The following is a 15,098-nucleotide window of genomic DNA, read 5'->3' as shown; positions in this document are numbered from 1 at the left end:
CTCAGGGCGTCAGCACGCCCAGCTTGAAAGGATCGGCATCGGACAGGCGCTCGCACTTGGAGAAGTCGCGGCCCTGGGTGCCGTCGCAATAGAACGCGTTGTAGATGCGGCCGAACAGCGTCGGGCTGGCTGTGAAGAGCACGCCGTGCTCGGGCTGCCAGTTGTCCCTGGAGTTCTCCCTGGGTGTCCCGGCGGCGCGGGTTTCCGTGGGCTGGACGGGCGCGGCCGCCGCAATGGGCGTGAATTCCGCCAGCGTCTTGTGGGCTTCCTCGCCGCGCCAGCGCACCGCCAGCTCGGCGGCCGTGGGCCTTGCCGCCACCGGCAGCAGCACGCCGTTCACCTGCAGGCCGTAGCCGAAGCGATGCGCCTTGCCGGCCAGGAAGGCATAGGCGCAGGCGGCCATGCACTGGCCGCGGATCTCGGTATCCACGCCGCTCGCGCGGATGGCGTCGGCAAAGGCGCCGGCCGCCTCGGCGGTGCCGCCGAACGAATCCTCGAACACCACGGTGCGCACGGTGCCCCTGCCCAGGTGCTCGGTGAAGGTCTTGATGGCGCTGCCGTCGAGCATGCCCGACACCACGAGACGGCTGCCCTGCAGGTCGAGTTCGGCCGCCGGGCATGCACATGCAAGGCATGCAAACAGGAAAACCGCAACCACAGCAGATGAAGGCAGTTTCACGACAGACGACCCCGAGGACCAGCGCGCTTTGCTTGAGGTGCGCCGCCGGAACGGGCGTCGCACAGCGACAGCTTGTGCAGCGCGCGGGGGCGCAGTCAACGGTTTTTTCAGAATATTTCCGCTGCCGAGTAACGGCCGTAAGGCATAGCTACTGCTACTACTTCAGATGAATACTTGAGTTTGCATAATGCCTGCTAGAGTGTTAACAAACCAATGTTTGAATGGGGCAGCACGATGGCAATACTTATTCGTATCCTGCTGTGGCTGGCCTGGGTTGCCGGCGTGAGCTGGTCCTGGCATGCCGACATGCTCGGCGCCGGCACTTCGCTTGCGCTGGGTGCCCTGAGCCTGGTGGTGTTCGCATGGCCCGCCAGCAGCGCGCGGCGCCGCAGCACCGAATTGCGCTACGTCGACGTCGGCAAGGAGCCTGCAGGCCTGTACTGAGTGTCGCGGCCGGGGTCTGCGAGGCAGGCCCTAGATGCTGTGCGGGTCGACATCGACCAGCCAGCGGATCACGCCCTTGCCTTCGGGCGTGCGCCTGAGGGCGTGCAGCAGCGGCTGCCACTGCGCCAGCAGGCGCTGCAAGGCGGCACGCGAGGGGCTTTCGATCAGCATCTGCGCCCTTTCCACGTTGGCCACGCGCTGGATCGCCAGCGGCACCGCGGGGTAGCGCACCACCCGGTCGGCGCCTTCCAGCGCCTCGGCGGCGGCGCTGGCTGCGTTCAGGAACGCCTGCGCGGCTTCCTGGGTGCGCGCATCGGCCCGCAGCAGCGCCTGGAAGGCAAAGGGCGGCATGCCGGCGGCGGCGCGCTCCTCGAGCTGCTGCCGCGCGAAGGCCGTGTAGTCGTGCTTGCGGAGCGCGGAAAAAAGCGGGTGCTGCGCGTGGTGGGTCTGGATCCACATCTCGGCCGTGGCGCCCTGCGCCGCCAGGTAGGCGGCGTCGCGGCCCGCGCGGCCGGCCGACTGCATCAGCAGGCTGAACAGGCGCTCGGGCGCACGGAAGTCGCTGGAGAACAGCGCGCCGTCGGGGTTCACCGCCGCCACCAGCGTGATGCGCCGGAAGTCGTGCCCCTTGGCGATCATCTGCGTGCCCACCAGCACGTCGACCTCGCCCGAATGCACGGCCGCGAGCTGCGACTCGAGCGCGCCCTGCTTCCTGGTGCTGTCGGCATCGATGCGCGCAATCCTGACGGGCCCGGGCACCGCGCTGCCGTCGGGCCGCCTCACCGCGGCGAACAGTTCCGCGAGGTGTTCTTCGAGCCGCTCGGTGCCGCGGCCCACGGGCGCGATGTCGGGGTTGCCGCAGGACGGGCAGGCGCGCGGCACGCGCTCGGTGAAGCCGCAGTGGTGGCAGCGCAGCGTGCGGTCGATCTTGTGGAACACGCGGTAGGCGCTGCAGTGCGGGCATTCGCTTTTCCAGCCGCAGTCGGCGCAGGCCAGCACCGGCGCATAGCCGCGGCGGTTCAGGAACACCATGCTCTGCTCGCCGCGCCCGATGCGCTGGCCGATGGCGTCGAGCAGCGCGCCCGAGATCACGGTCTTGGGCGGCTGCAGGTTCATGTCGACCAGCCGCACCGTGGGCAGCTCCCCGGCGCCGATGCGCGACGGCATGGCCAGCCGCACATAGCGCCCGCCCGGGTCCTCGCCCTCGGCGGGGCGGCTTTGGTGCCAGCTTTCGAGCGAGGGCGTGGCCGAGCCGAGGATGACTTTCGCGCCCTCGCGCTGGCCGCGCCAGACGGCGAGGTCGCGCGCCGAATACCGCGCGCCTTCCTGCTGCTTGTAGCTCGGGTCGTGTTCTTCGTCGACCACCACGAGCTTCAGGCCCGGCATCGACGCGAACACCGCCATGCGCGTGCCCAGCACGATGCGCGCGGCGCCGCTGTGCGCCGCGAGCCAGCTCGCGAGCCGCTGCGGGTTGGTCATGCCGCTGTGCAGCGACACCACCGCGTCGTCGCCGAAGCGCGCCTTGAAGCGCGCTTCGAGCTGCGGCGTCAGGTTGATCTCGGGCACCATCACCAGCGCCTGCGCGCCGGGGTCGGCCGCGAGCAGGTCGGCCACGCAGCGCAGGTAGACCTCGGTCTTGCCGCTGCCGGTGCTGCCGACCAGCAGGAAGGTGCCGGCCTCGCCCGCCTCGATGCGGGCCAGCGCGGCGGTCTGCTCCGCGCTCAGCGCGACCGGGTGCGCGGCCTCGGCCGTCTCGGCCACGGGGCCGGCCGCCGTCTTGCGCTTGAGCCGGCGCGCCAGCTGCGTTCCGCTCAGGTCGCGCAGCTGCGGCGGCAGCGCGGCCAGGGCGATCTCGCCGATCGAACGCTGGTAGTAGCGCGCGGCAAAGGCCGCGAGGTCGCGCCAGGCCTCGCCGAGCGGGGCCAGCGCGTCCAGCGCGGCGCCCACGGGCTTCAGCGCCATGTCGGGCTCGGCATTGTCGAGCGGGACCGGCGGATTCCAGACCACGCCCAGCACCTCGCGCCGGCCCAGCGGCACCCGCACCAGCGTGCCGGGCACGAGGGGGATCGGGCTGGCATAGCTCAGCAGGTCGCCGAGCGCCGCATGGGCGGGCGTCTGCACCGCGATGTCGAGCCGCCAGGCCATTGCGGCCGGCCCGCTTGCCGCCGCCGGCGCGGAGCCGGCCGCTGGCGCTGCGGCTGTTTCGGAGGCAGGGTCGACGATGGGAATGGACGTCCTTGTTGGCAAGGTTTGTTAATGCGACTTTGAGCAAGATCGCTTAAGTCGTTGATTTTCCAGCGCTTTGGGAGCCATCCAGAGTTTCTGTGGATAACTTTGTTGACAACCGGGCTCGACACGCCGGCGAGCCTTGAAAATCAAGCCTCTGGCTGGATTGCCCTCAAAAAAAGCAAAGTTCAATTCCTATATAAATCAACAACTTAGCGTCGCTACTGGTTTAGGAGCAAAGAGGGGAGACCTACAGATAATCTTGCGCAGTGCAACACGTGTTTTGTGCATAAGTCGGTGTTCCTACACCGTTTTTATGCTTGACAAACGCCAGGAAATCGATTTTTGGGGCCGCGGCCGCGTCCCTGCGCGGCGGGCGGCTCGTTTACCGTTTTTAACCTTTGCGCAGGGCGCGCGATTGTGCATGCACCGCCTGCACCAGCGCCGCCACATGGTCCGGCGGCGTGAACTGGCTGATGCCGTGGCCCAGGTTGAAGATGTGGGTCGGGCCCTTGGAAGCGGCATCGGCATGCGGCTTGCCGAAGGCCCGCAGCACCTTTGCCACCTCGGCCTCGACCTGCGCGGGCGGTGCGAACAGCACGTTGGGGTCGATGTTGCCCTGCAGGGCCTTGGCCCTGGCATCCGAGCCTTCGCCGACCAGCCGGCGCGCGGCCGAGAGGTTCACGGTCCAGTCGACGCCGAGCACTTCGCAATCGAGTTCGCGCATGGCCTCGAGCCAGAGGCCGCCGCCCTTGGTGAAGACGATGCGCGGCACCGGCTGGCCGTCGGCGCCGTTGCGCTTGAGGCCGGCCAGCACGCGCGCCGTGTAGGCGAGGCTGAATTCCTGGAACGCGCCGTCGGCCAGCACGCCGCCCCAGCTGTCGAACACCATCACGGCCTGCGCGCCGGCGTCGATCTGCGCATTGAGGTAGGCGGCCACCGAATCGGCATTGACCGCGAGCAGGCGGTGCAGCAGGTCGGGACGCGCGTAGAGCATGCTCTTCACGAGCCGGTAGTCGCTCGAGCCCGCGCCTTCGACCATGTAGCAGGCCAGCGTCCAGGGGCTGCCCGAAAAGCCGATCAGCGGCACGCGGCCGGCCAGCGCCTTGCGGATCGACGCCACGGCGTCGAACACGTAGCGCAGCCTGGCCATGTCGGGCACCTCGAGCGCCGCAACGGCCGCTTCATCCTGCACCGGGCGCGCGAAACGCGGGCCTTCGCCGGCCTCGAACGACAGGCCCAGCCCCATCGCGTCGGGCACGGTGAGGATGTCGGAGAACAAGATGGCCGCGTCGAGCGGATAGCGCGCGAGCGGCTGCAGCGTGACTTCGGTGGCGTAGTCGACGTTGGTCGCCAGCCCCATGAAGCTGCCGGCCCTGGCGCGCGTGGCCACGTACTCGGGCAGGTAGCGTCCGGCCTGGCGCATGAGCCAGACGGGCGTGTGGTCGGTGGCCTGGCGCCAGCAGGCCCGCAGGAAAGTGTCGTTTTGCAAGGGGGCGAAAGGCATCCCCCGATTGTCGCAGGCGCCCGCGCCCGCGCCTCAGGCAAAAGCCTTGCCGCCGAAGGTCCCGGTCAGCAGGCCGATCAGCCATTGCAGGCCGGGATCGGCGTCGTGCACCGAAGGCCACATCGCCGACACCGCGTAGCCGGGGCTGTCGAAAGGCAGCGGACTCACCGCGAGCCCGAGCGCGTCGCGCCAGCTGCCGGCTGCGAAGGTCGGCACTGTGGTGATCGCGGCCATCTGCCGCACGATGAAGGGGCTGGTCGCGAAATTGCGGCTCGAGAACACGACCCTGCGCGTGAGCCCCTTCCGCTGCAACAGTTCGTCGACCAGTCCGCTCAGGTCGGCGCCGAAGGACGTGAGCAGATGCGGGTGGCTGAGGTATTCCTTCAGCGTCAGGTGCTTGCCGCGCGCCTTGACGAGCGCGGGGTTGTACACGCACACGAAATTCCAGTCGAACAGCGCGCGCTGCCGGTGCCAGGCCGCGCATTCGGTGAACACGCCCAGCGCAAGTTCGATCTCGGCCGCATCGAGCAGGTCGCGCGCCGTGGTGCGGTCCGCCGCCCGTGCGATCAGCCGGATGCCCGGCGCCTCGGCCGACAGCCGTTGCATGAGCGGTGGCATCAGCGCGATCTCGAGCGCATCGCTCAGGCCGATGCGGAACACCCGCTCGGCCGTTGCGGGATCGAAGGCGGGTTTCGAATGCAGCGCCTGCTGCAGCGACAGCAGCAGCGGCTCGATCGCACGCGACAGTTCGATCGCGCGCGGCGTGGGCGTCATGCCGTGCGAGGTGCGCACGAACAGTTCATCGCCAAAGGCCGCACGAAGGCGCTTGAGTGCACCGCTCAGGGCCGGCTGCCCGAGGAACAGGCGGTTGGCTGCGCGGGTGACGCTGCGCTCCTGAAGCAGTGCATGGAACACCAGCAGCAGGTTCAGGTCGAGCCGCCTGAAATCACTTTGATTGATGTTGTTCATGATTCCAAACGATTGGAATGATAAGCCTGCGATCCCTACGCTGAAGTCCTTGCAAAACATCTTGTGAAGGATCTGACATGGCTTTGGAACACCAGACAGTGGCGGTGATCGGCGGCTCCTCGGGCGTGGGGCTGGAAACCGTGCGGCGGCTCGCGGCGGCCGGCGCGCGCGTCTTCGCGGCGGGGCGCGACAGGGACAAGCTGCGGCAAGCCACCAGCAGCCTGGGCGGCAGCGTGAGCGCGCATGCGTTCGATGCCTGCGATCGGGGGGCACTCGATGCGTTCTTCGAGACCACGGGGCCCATCGACCATCTGGTGCTCACGCTCAGCGGCGGCGAGGGCGCGGGCGAGTTCGCGCAGCTCGACCTGTCATCGCTGCGGCGCGGCTTCGAGGCCAAATTCTGGCCGCAGCTCGAAGCCGCGCAGGCCGGCCTCAAGGTGCTGCGAAAGGGCGGCAGCATCACTTTCGTGACGGCGATCTCGGCGCGCAACGCATTGCCCGGCACGTCGGGGCTCGCCGCCATCAACGGGGCGCTGGAGGCCATGGTCGGCAGCCTCGCGCGCGAGCTCGGGCCGAGCCGCGTGAATGCGGTGTCGCCGGGGCTGGTCGATACGCCCTGGTGGAACCGCATGCCTGCTGCAGCCAAGGACGAGCTGTTCCGCCAGCAGGTCGAGCTGCTGCCCGTCGGCCGCGTCGGCCAGCCGCAGGACGTTGCGCATGCGATCGAGTTCCTGATCGGAAACGGCTACACCACGGGCACGGTCATCGAGTGCGATGGCGGCCTGCGGCTGGTCTGAAAAGAACTCAGACCAACGGTACGCGCTGCGCATCCTCCGGGTTCACGTTGCGCCGGTAAAGCATCAACGTCGCCACCAGCCCGCAGGCGGCGGCGGCCGTCATCCACAGGCCCGGCGCGCCCTTGTCGCCGGTCATCTCGATCAGCCCGGTGGCGATGGCCGGCGTGAAACCGCCGAACAGCGCCGTCGCGAGGCTGTACGCGAGCGAGAAGCCTGCAGTGCGCACATTGACCGGCATCACCTCGGTGAGCGCCACCACCATCGCGCCGTTGTAGCTCGCGTAGAGGAACGACAGCCAGAGCTCCACCTCCAGCATGCGAGCGAAGCTCGGCGCGCCGACCAGCCACTTGAGCGATGGGTACGCGGTGAGGATGGTCAGCACCGTGAACAGGATCAGCAGCGGCCTGCGGCCCACGCGGTCGGACAGTGCGCCCATGACCGGCAGCCAGATGAAGTTGGAGATGGCCACGCACAGCGTGACGACCAGCGCATCGGTCGTGCTCAGGTGCAGCACCGACTTGCCGAAGGTGGGCGTGTAGACCGTGATCAGGTAGAACGACACGGTGGTCATCGACACCAGCATCATCCCGGCCACGACGAGGCCCCAGTTGGCCACCATCGACTGGAAGATCTCGCGCGCATCGGGCCGGTGCTTGCGCGCCATGAACTCCTCGGTCTCCTGCAGCGATCGGCGGATGATGAACAGCACCGGCACGATCAGGCAGCCGACGAAGAACGGAATGCGCCAGTAGAAGTCGCCGATCTCCTGCGAGGTGAAGGTCACGTTGAGCCAGTAGCCGAGCGCGGCCGCCACGATGATCGCCACCTGCTGGCTGGCCGACTGCCAGCTCACGTAGAAGCCCTTGCGCCCCGGCGTGGCCATCTCCGACAGATAGACCGAAACGCCGCCCAGCTCCACGCCGGCCGAGAAACCCTGCAGCAGCCGCCCGACCAGCACCAGCAGCGGCGCCGCGAAGCCGATGGTGGCGTAGGCCGGCACGCAGGCGATGAGCAGCGTGCCCACTGCCATCAGCGCGAGCGTGGCGATCAGGCCCTTGCGGCGGCCCACGCGGTCGACGTACGCGCCGAGGAAGATCGCGCCCAGCGGCCGCATCAGGAAGCCCGCGCCGAAGGTCATGAAGGTCAGCATCAGCGAGGCGAATTCGTTGCCCGCCGGGAAGAAGGCCTTCGAGATCTGCGTGGCGTAGAAGCCGAACAGGAAGAAGTCGAACATCTCCATGAAATTGCCGCCCGTCACGCGCAGCACGGTGGCGAATTTCGAGGAGGAGGAAGAAGAGGCGCTGGAAGAAGCGGTGCCTGAAGCGGCGCGGTCGGCGGCCGCGGCCGATGGTTGCGCGGCGGATTGCGCAGGATTCATCTCGTTGTCCCCTTGGGCGGTGTCGTTCACCCGAGGGTAGGCCGGGGTTCCCGACCACCGCCTGACCGCGCGAGTCAGGTACCTGTCACTGCCCGTGGGGCGTCGTCAGCTCTTGTACTTCACCGAGCAGCCGTAGGGCCGCGTCGAGGCCGTCGAGATCGGCTTGCCGCCGAAGGCCTCGCCGAGCGCCTGGTTCACGTAGTTGGTCGCGCTCTTGATGTCGTCCGGCCGCGCCGAGGCGATGCTGTCGATGCCGCCGGCATACACCAGCATGCCCTTGGGATCGATGATGAAGATGTGCGGCGTGGTGCGCGCGCCGTAGGCCTGGCCGATCACGCCGTCCTCGTCCATCAGCACCGCGGTGGGCGCGGCCTTCTGCGACTTCATCCAGGCGTCGAGCGCGGCGGGCTGCAGGTAGTCGCTGGCCGCGCGCTCGGTGGAATTGACCGACAGCCAGACCACGCCCTGGGCGGTGGCGGCCTTCTGCGTGGCGGGCATGTTGCCGCTGTTGTAGTGCTTGCGCACGAAGGGGCAGCCCGGGTTGGTCCACTCGAGCACCACGAACTTGCCGGCAAAGTCGGACAGCTTGTGCTTGGCGCCGCTGGTGTCCACCGCAACGAAGTCGGGCGCCTGCTGGCCCACGGCGGGCGCGGCGAAGGCATGGTTGCCCATCAGGAAGGTGGCGCCCAGCGCCACGGCGGCCGCCACCACGGCGCGGCGCGAGGCGCGGCTGAGGGCCGCGCGGGCGTGGCGCGCGGCACGAATGGAACGCGAGTCGGACGATGGCGAAAGTGTCATGGCCAGCTGGAACTCCAAAAGAAAAAACGAACAACGGCGACAGCTTAGGCCGCTTTGCTCATGTGGATGTGACAACCCATGTCACGCCGGGGGTCAAAGCGCGGCGAGCGCGGCGCGCACCTCGTCCTTGCCCAGGATCTCGGTCAGCACGACCGGCGCCTTGCCGGGCGCCTGCAGCACATACAGCGGCACGCCGCTGCGTCCGAGCGCGGTCAAGGCGGCGGTGATGGCGGGGTCACGGCGCGTCCAGTCGGCGCGCAGCATCGCGACCTTCCTGCGGTCGAAATCGGCCAGCACCTCGGCATCCGCCAGGGTGGCCTTCTTGTTGTACTGGCAGGTCACGCACCAGGCGGCCGTGAAGTCGATGAACACCGGCTGCCCGGCGCCCGTGAGCTCGGCCACGCGCTCGGCCGACCAGGGCTGCCAGCGCTGCCCCGCGGTGGCCGCCATCTTGGCCGGCTCCACCGTCTGCAGCACGTTGCGTCCGATGGCCGCGGCCAGCACCGCGGTGAAGGCGACCATCAGCGTGGCAATGACCAGCCGCGTGCGGCCGCGCAGCGTCAGTGCCCAGACGATGGCGGCCATGCACACCAGCAGCGCGAGCAGCGTGCCCGCGCCGTCGATGCCGCTTTGCTGGCCCAGCACCCAGACCAGCCAGGCCACGGTGGCGAACATCGGGAACGCCAGCAGCCGGCGCAGCGTGTTCATCCAGGGGCCGGGCCTGGGCAGCAGCAGCGCCACGGCCGGGATGAAGCCCGCGATCAGGTACGGCAGCGCCAGGCCCAGGCCCAGCGCGGCGAACAGCAGCAGCGCCTGGGTGGCCGGAAGCCCGATGGCAAAGCCGAGCGAAACGCCCATGAACGGCGCGGTGCAGGGCGAGGCGATCACCACCGCCAGCACGCCCGAGAGAAAGTCGTTGGCAATCGGATGCCGGGCCTGGGCCGAGCACAGCGACAGGGGCGCCGCGCGGCCGAACTCGAACATGCCCGCCAGGTTGAGCCCGATCAGCGTGAACAGCGCCGCCAGCGCTGCCACCACGGCCGGCGATTGCAGCTGGAAGCCCCAGCCGAGCTGGGCGCCGGCCGCGCGCAGCGCCAGCATCGCGCCGCCCAGCGCGAGCACCGAGAGCATCACGCCGGCGGTGTAGGCCAGGCCCGCGGTGCGGTGCGCGCGGTGGTTGCCGGCCTGCCGCGCGAAGCCCAGCACCTTGATCGCGAGGATCGGGAAGACGCAGGGCATGAGGTTCAGCAGCAGCCCTCCGAGCAGCGCACCGAGCAGCGCGGCCATCAGCGTGACCGTGGGTTGCGGCGGCAGTTCCGCAGAGGTCGATGAAGGAGCGGCGGCCGCATTGGCGGCAAGGGCCGCCTGCAGCGCGGGCGACACCTCCGCGCGCGGCGCAGCAGCGGCCGGCCAGCTGCCGCTGACGGGTGCCTCGACGCGCCAGGCCATGGGCTGGCCCGGCTGCCGGTCGGATTCGGCCAGCGCCACCACCAGCGGCAGGGTCGTCGGGCTGGCGCTGCGCTGGTCGGCCAGCGGCAGCGTGGCGGTCCAGGTGCCGCCTTGCCAGCTTTGCGTCCAGTCCTTGCCGGATTCGGCGGCAGTACGGATCAGCTCGGGCGTTTCGGGGAAGAAGCCCAGGGTCTTGCCGTGGATCGAGGCGGGCAGGCCTTCCAGCCGCACCTGCAGCGTGTTGCCGCTGACCTCGACGGCGCCCGGCTTGCCCAGCGGCTGCGGCTGCGCGGCCTGCGCCGCGTCGAACTCGGCCTTGTGCAGCGCGGTCGAGCCCTGCAGCGGCAGCGCCAGGGTGAATTCGCCTTCCTCGGGAATGCATTCCTTGCGGCACACCAGCCAACTGGCCTTGAGCCGGACGTCGAGCGCCGATGCGCCGGCGCCCAGCGCCAGCGGCGGCTTGAAGTTGCTCGACACCTCGAGCGGCACCGGCAGCAGCACCGTGCCTTCGTAGCCGTAGTTGGCGAGGTTGCCGACCGGGATCTTGCGCGGCACCGGCCAGGCGATCTCGCCGGCCGCCACGCCGCTCGGCAGCGTCCAGTTCAGCTCGGTGGGCAGGCCGGAATCGCCGGCATTCTTCCAGTAGGTGTGCCACTCGGGCTGGTGGGTGATCTGCAGCCCGACCCAGACCGGTGCGCCCGGCGCAACGCCCTCGGGCGCATGCGCCACCAGTTCGGCGCGCACGTGGGGGGTGGTGACCACCGCGCCCGGTTTTGATGCCAATTGGGCCGCAGCCGGCATGCAGGCTGCGGCGGCTGCTACCAGAAACGTAGCGATGTGAAAACGGGAAAAGATCATGCCGTCAGTCGGAGCAGGGGAGCGGTGCGAAGTTCCGGTCGATTGCGCGGGCTCAGGCGGCCCAGCCCAGCACCACGCGGCGGCTGTTGGCGCTCTTTTTCTCGATCTTGGTGACCATCACCGCGCCGATCTCGGCGGTGTTCGCAACATGCGTGCCGCCGCAGGGCTGGAAGTCGATCTGCGCCTCGCCTTCGCCGCCGATGCGGATGGTGCGCACCGTGCCCGTACCGCGCGGCGGCTGCACGCTCATGCTCTTGACCAGCGCGGGATTCGCGTCGAGCTCCTCGTCGGTGATGGCGCCCACGATCAGCGGATGCGCGGCTTCCACCAGCCGCGCGAGGCCGGCCGTCAGCGCTTCCTTGTCGAGCGGATCGGTCATGTGGAAGTCGATGCGCGCGTAGTCGGGCGTGATCGAGCAGCCGTTCACCGGCACCGGCACCAGGTGGCACAGCAGGTGGCTCGCGGTGTGGAAGCGCATCAGCCGGTGGCGGCGCTCCCAGTCGAGGCGCGCGGTCACTGCGGCGCCGGGTTCGAGCGCGGCCAGCAGTTCGGCCTGGCCCGGCGCGGGCACATGGACGACTTCCTGCGTGGGCTGGCCTTCCTCGTTCTTCGCCTTGCGGGTGTCGGCAATGACGATTTCGCGGCCGTCGGCCAGTGCCAGCACGCCGGTGTCGCCGGCCTGCCCGCCCCCCAGCGGATAGAACACCGTGCGGTCCAGCACGATGCCGGTATCGTCGATGCGCAGGATGCGGGCTTCGCAGGTGCGCAGGTAGGCGTCGGCGCGGAACAGGTCGTCGGTCATGCGGCCGATGGTAGCGGCGATGCGTGAATGGGGCGCGCCCACGCCCAAAAGCGCCCATGGCCGACAGCCCATGCGGGCACCGTCCTCATGATTTGCCGAAGAAACGGCGATGAAACGCCGAAAGAAAGGCGGCCCCTGCGCCGCAGCAACCAAGGAGCGCGAATGAAGATACCGAGCATCGCCATTTCCCCGCTGGCGGCGATGGCCGCCGTGGCTGCAGCGCTGGCGCTGGCCGGCTGCGGCGAAACCGCCAAGCTGGCGCCCGAGGCCACCATCGGGCCGCGCCCGCAACTGGCCGAACCCCACAAGACGCTGATTCCCACCGTCAACGTGGCTGCGGCGGTCGGCTGGACCGACACGGCCGCCCCCAAGCCCGCCCCGGGCCTGCGCGTGAACGCGCTGGCACGCGGGCTGGACCATCCGCGCTGGGTCTACACGCTGCCCAACGGCGACGTGCTGGTGGCCGAAAGCAACAAGCCGCCCAAGCCCGAAGGCAGCGACGGCGCCGGCGGCCTGATGGGCAAGATCCGCAACTGGGTCATGGGCAAGGTCATGGGCCGCGCCGGGGCCAACGTGCCCAGCGCCAACCGGATCACGCTGCTGCGCGATGCCGACGGAGACGGCGCGGCCGAGGTGCGGCAGGTGTTCCTGTCGAACCTGAGCTCGCCGTTCGGCATGGCGCTGGTGGGCAACGAACTGTTCATCGCCAACGCGGACGCGCTCGTCAAGGTGCCCTACACCGAGGGCCAGACCACGATCGGCGCAACGCCCACCGTCGTCACGCCGCTGCCCGCGGGCATCAACCACCACTGGACCAAGAACGTGATCGCCAATCCCGAGGGCACCAAGCTCTACGTCACGGTCGGCTCCAACAGCAACATCGGCGAAAACGGGATGGCCGCCGAAGAAGGCCGCGCCGCCATCTGGGAAGTGGACGTGAAGAGCGGCCAGAAACGCCTGTTCGCGGGCGGCCTGCGCAACCCCAACGGCATGGCCTGGCACCCGGAGGCCAAGGCGCTGTGGACCGTGGTCAATGAGCGCGACGAGATCGGCAGCGACCTGGTGCCCGACTACCTGACCTCGGTGAAGGACGGCGCCTTCTATGGCTGGCCCTGGAGCTACTACGGCAGCAAGGTGGATGCGCGCGTCACGCCGCAGAACCCCGAAATGGTGGCCAAGGCCATCGCGCCGGACTATGCGCTCGGCGCCCACGTCGCGGCGCTGGGCCTGGTGTTTTCGGACGGCCGCGGCATGCCGCCCCAGTTCGCGAGCGGCGCCTTCATCGGCGAGCATGGCTCCTGGAACCGCAAGCCGAAGTCGGGCTACAAGGTGGTGTTCGTGCCGTTCGCCGGCGGCAAGCCAAGCGGGCCGCCGGTCGACGTGCTGACCGGCTTCCTCTCGGCCGACGAAAAGGCGCACGGCCGCCCGGTGGGCGTGGCGCTCGACAAGAGCGGCGCGCTGCTGGTGGCCGACGACGTGGGCAACGTGGTCTGGCGCGTGTCGGCGCAGGCGAAGTAGCGCGCGGCCTTCATCGTTGTTGCGGCCGCGCGATGCGATAGAGCCGGTGCCGCCGCAACGCATGCCCCTCGGGCACGGCCGGGTGATCGAAGGCGCCCTCCAGGTCCTCGCGCATGCCCAGGCGCTCCATCACCGCCGCCGAGCGGTGGTTGCCGAGCGCCGTGAACGCCACGATCTCTTCGAATCCCAGCCGCTCGAAACCCATCTGCAAGGCGGCGCGCGCGGCCTCGGTCGCCAGCCCCTGGCCCCACCATTGGCGGGCGAAGCGCCAACCGACCTCGACGCAGGGCGAAAAGGGCAGCGCGGCCAGCGGCACGTTGAGGCCCGTGAAGCCCGCGAACTCGCCCGATGCCTTGTGCTCCACGGCCCAGAGGCCCCAGCCCTGCTCGGCGATGCGGGCGCTGATGCGCGCGGCCAGCGCATCGCTGTCGGCCCGCGTGGGCACCGGCAGCAGGAATTCCATCACCTGCGGATCGGCCGCGAGCGCGGCAAATGGCGCGAGATCGCTCTCGCGCCATTGCCGCAGCCGAAGGCGCGGGGTTTCGAATTCGATCGGGGGCTGGATGCTGTCGGCCATGCGGCCGATTGTGCTCAGAACCCCGCGAGCACCACCTTGCCCTGCGCCTTGCCGCTCTCGATCAGCGCATGCGCCTTCCTGAGGTTGGCGGCGTTGATGGTTCCGAAGCTGGCGTTCGCGGTGGTGCGGATGCGCCCCGCATCGACCAGCGCCGCCACCTCGGCCAGCAGCGCGCCCTGCTCGGCGATGTCCGGCGTTTCGAAGCGCGAGCGCGCGAACATCATTTCCCAGTGCAGCGAGATGCACTTGGTCTTGAGCGGCATGGCGTCGAGCGCCGGCAGGTCGTCGATCACCGCGAGCTGGCCCTGGGGCTTCAGGCTTTCGATGATCTGCGCATAGTGCTGGCCGGTCTGCGTGAGGCTCGCGACCATGTCGACCTCGCCGATGCCCGCGGCCTGGAGTTCGGCCGCGAGCGGCTTCGAGTGGTCGATGACCGCGTGGGCGCCGAGCGCGAGGCACCAGGCCCGCGTCTCGGCGCGCGAGGCCGTGGCCACCACGCGCAATTGCGTGAGCTGGCGCGCGAGCTGGATCAGGATCGAGCCCACGCCGCCGGCCCCGCCGGTGACCAGCAGCGTCTGGCCCGCGCCGCCGTTCTTCGGCACCTGGAGGCGGTCGAACAGCAACTCGTAGGCGGTGATGGTGGTCAGCGGCAGCGCCGCGGCCTGCGCATCGTCGAGGCTCGTGGGCGCGAGCGCCGCGATGCGCTCGTCCACCGCATGCAGTTCCGCATTGGCACCGGGCCGCACGATCGAGCCGGCGTAGTACACGCGGTCACCCACCTTGAAGTTCTTCACGCCGGCGCCGACGGCCTCGACCGTGCCCGCGGCATCCCAGCCCAGCACCTTGGCCTGGCCGGCTTCGGGCGCCATGTTCCTGCGCACCTTGGTGTCGACCGGGTTGACCGAGATGGCCTTCACGCGCACCAGCAGGTCGCGCGGGCCGGCCACGGGGGCGGGCAATTCGATGTCCTGCAGCGACTCGGGGTTGTCGATGGGCAGGGGCTGGTAGTAGCCGATGGCTTTCATGGGGAGGACCTTTCCTTTGTGTGTTTCCCGGACGATGGCTCGACTGTAGGATGGCAACCAAGAATTGATAA

General features: G+C 69.3%; 13 protein-coding genes. 3 read left to right on the top strand and 10 right to left on the bottom strand.

Annotated elements, in window-relative coordinates:
• Window position 1: 1 nt before the first annotated feature.
• Window positions 2-658 carry a hypothetical protein gene (locus FB547_RS11430; RefSeq protein WP_145742302.1) on the bottom strand — a complete coding sequence of 219 codons (657 nt, stop codon included), beginning with the start codon at window positions 656-658 and terminating at the stop codon, window positions 2-4.
• Between the two features lie 255 nt (window positions 659-913).
• On the opposite strand from FB547_RS11430, the gene FB547_RS11425 reads away from it, so the two are divergent.
• Window positions 914-1,123: a hypothetical protein gene (locus tag FB547_RS11425; RefSeq protein WP_012745878.1), complete on the top strand. Its 210-nt coding sequence runs from the start codon at window positions 914-916 to the stop codon at window positions 1,121-1,123.
• Between the two features lie 30 nt (window positions 1,124-1,153).
• Here the strand turns inward: FB547_RS11425 and FB547_RS11420 are convergent, their stop codons facing one another.
• The 3 genes from FB547_RS11420 to FB547_RS11410 form a co-directional block, all read right to left on the bottom strand.
• A complete protein-coding gene (locus FB547_RS11420) occupies window positions 1,154-3,268 on the bottom strand; it encodes a primosomal protein N' (RefSeq protein WP_186454150.1) in 2,115 nt (704 codons plus the stop codon).
• A gap of 475 nt (window positions 3,269-3,743) precedes the next feature.
• The gene (gene hemE, locus FB547_RS11415; protein WP_145742300.1) at window positions 3,744-4,856 is read right to left on the bottom strand and encodes a uroporphyrinogen decarboxylase; all 1,113 of its coding nucleotides are present in this window, start codon (window positions 4,854-4,856) and stop codon (window positions 3,744-3,746) included.
• A 33-nt stretch (window positions 4,857-4,889) separates the two neighbouring features.
• Window positions 4,890-5,825 carry a LysR family transcriptional regulator gene (locus FB547_RS11410; RefSeq protein ID WP_145742298.1) on the bottom strand — a complete coding sequence of 312 codons (936 nt, stop codon included), beginning with the start codon at window positions 5,823-5,825 and terminating at the stop codon, window positions 4,890-4,892.
• 77 nt (window positions 5,826-5,902) lie between these two features.
• Here FB547_RS11410 and FB547_RS11405 point away from each other — a divergent pair, with 77 nt between their 5' ends.
• On the top strand, window positions 5,903-6,622 hold the full coding sequence (locus tag FB547_RS11405) for an SDR family oxidoreductase (protein WP_145742296.1): 720 nt from the start codon (window positions 5,903-5,905) through the stop codon (window positions 6,620-6,622).
• Window positions 6,623-6,629: 7 nt separating this feature from the next.
• On the opposite strand, the gene FB547_RS11400 is transcribed toward FB547_RS11405, so the two are convergent.
• The 4 genes from FB547_RS11400 to FB547_RS11385 form a co-directional block, all read right to left on the bottom strand.
• On the bottom strand, window positions 6,630-8,000 hold the full coding sequence (locus FB547_RS11400; RefSeq protein WP_145742294.1) for an MFS transporter: 1,371 nt from the start codon (window positions 7,998-8,000) through the stop codon (window positions 6,630-6,632).
• A 105-nt stretch (window positions 8,001-8,105) separates the two neighbouring features.
• Window positions 8,106-8,798 carry a thioredoxin family protein gene (locus FB547_RS11395; protein ID WP_186454149.1) on the bottom strand — a complete coding sequence of 231 codons (693 nt, stop codon included), beginning with the start codon at window positions 8,796-8,798 and terminating at the stop codon, window positions 8,106-8,108.
• Between the two features lie 93 nt (window positions 8,799-8,891).
• Window positions 8,892-11,105 carry a protein-disulfide reductase DsbD family protein gene (locus FB547_RS11390; protein WP_186454148.1) on the bottom strand — a complete coding sequence of 738 codons (2,214 nt, stop codon included), beginning with the start codon at window positions 11,103-11,105 and terminating at the stop codon, window positions 8,892-8,894.
• 52 nt (window positions 11,106-11,157) lie between these two features.
• Entirely contained in the window at window positions 11,158-11,907 is a 750-nt protein-coding gene (locus FB547_RS11385; protein WP_145742290.1) for an alanyl-tRNA editing protein, read from the bottom strand.
• Window positions 11,908-12,069: 162 nt separating this feature from the next.
• On the opposite strand from FB547_RS11385, the gene FB547_RS11380 reads away from it, so the two are divergent.
• Window positions 12,070-13,425 carry a PQQ-dependent sugar dehydrogenase gene (locus FB547_RS11380; protein ID WP_145742288.1) on the top strand — a complete coding sequence of 452 codons (1,356 nt, stop codon included), beginning with the start codon at window positions 12,070-12,072 and terminating at the stop codon, window positions 13,423-13,425.
• 10 nt (window positions 13,426-13,435) lie between these two features.
• On the opposite strand, the gene FB547_RS11375 is transcribed toward FB547_RS11380, so the two are convergent.
• Together FB547_RS11375 and FB547_RS11370 are read right to left on the bottom strand one after the other, a co-directional pair.
• Entirely contained in the window at window positions 13,436-14,002 is a 567-nt protein-coding gene (locus FB547_RS11375; protein WP_145742286.1) for a GNAT family N-acetyltransferase, read from the bottom strand.
• Between the two features lie 14 nt (window positions 14,003-14,016).
• Entirely contained in the window at window positions 14,017-15,027 is a 1,011-nt protein-coding gene (locus tag FB547_RS11370) for a zinc-binding alcohol dehydrogenase family protein (RefSeq protein ID WP_145742284.1), read from the bottom strand.
• Window positions 15,028-15,098: the final 71 nt, after the last annotated feature.

This window comes from Variovorax beijingensis (assembly GCF_007828835.1).
Taxonomy (GTDB): Bacteria; Pseudomonadota; Gammaproteobacteria; order Burkholderiales; family Burkholderiaceae_C; genus Variovorax; species Variovorax beijingensis_A.
The sequence above is the reverse complement of the archived record's forward strand: the minus strand, read 5'-3'. Positions and strand labels throughout refer to the sequence as shown.

What these genes read in the sequence shown, in the direction of transcription:
- FB547_RS11385 (WP_145742290.1), bottom strand. Translation starts at nt 11,907, where the DNA reads ATGACCGACGACCTGTTCCGCGCCGACGCCTACCTGCGCACCTGCGAA.
- FB547_RS11410 (WP_145742298.1), bottom strand. Translation starts at nt 5,825, where the DNA reads ATGAACAACATCAATCAAAGTGATTTCAGGCGGCTCGACCTGAACCTG.
- FB547_RS11400 (WP_145742294.1), bottom strand. Translation starts at nt 8,000, where the DNA reads ATGAATCCTGCGCAATCCGCCGCGCAACCATCGGCCGCGGCCGCCGAC.
- FB547_RS11375 (WP_145742286.1), bottom strand. Translation starts at nt 14,002, where the DNA reads ATGGCCGACAGCATCCAGCCCCCGATCGAATTCGAAACCCCGCGCCTT.
- FB547_RS11405 (WP_145742296.1), top strand. Translation starts at nt 5,903, where the DNA reads ATGGCTTTGGAACACCAGACAGTGGCGGTGATCGGCGGCTCCTCGGGC.
- FB547_RS11420 (WP_186454150.1), bottom strand. Translation starts at nt 3,268, where the DNA reads ATGGCCTGGCGGCTCGACATCGCGGTGCAGACGCCCGCCCATGCGGCG.
- FB547_RS11390 (WP_186454148.1), bottom strand. Translation starts at nt 11,105, where the DNA reads ATGATCTTTTCCCGTTTTCACATCGCTACGTTTCTGGTAGCAGCCGCC.
- FB547_RS11425 (WP_012745878.1), top strand. Translation starts at nt 914, where the DNA reads ATGGCAATACTTATTCGTATCCTGCTGTGGCTGGCCTGGGTTGCCGGC.
- hemE (WP_145742300.1), bottom strand. Translation starts at nt 4,856, where the DNA reads ATGCCTTTCGCCCCCTTGCAAAACGACACTTTCCTGCGGGCCTGCTGG.
- FB547_RS11370 (WP_145742284.1), bottom strand. Translation starts at nt 15,027, where the DNA reads ATGAAAGCCATCGGCTACTACCAGCCCCTGCCCATCGACAACCCCGAG.
- FB547_RS11380 (WP_145742288.1), top strand. Translation starts at nt 12,070, where the DNA reads ATGAAGATACCGAGCATCGCCATTTCCCCGCTGGCGGCGATGGCCGCC.
- FB547_RS11395 (WP_186454149.1), bottom strand. Translation starts at nt 8,798, where the DNA reads ATGACACTTTCGCCATCGTCCGACTCGCGTTCCATTCGTGCCGCGCGC.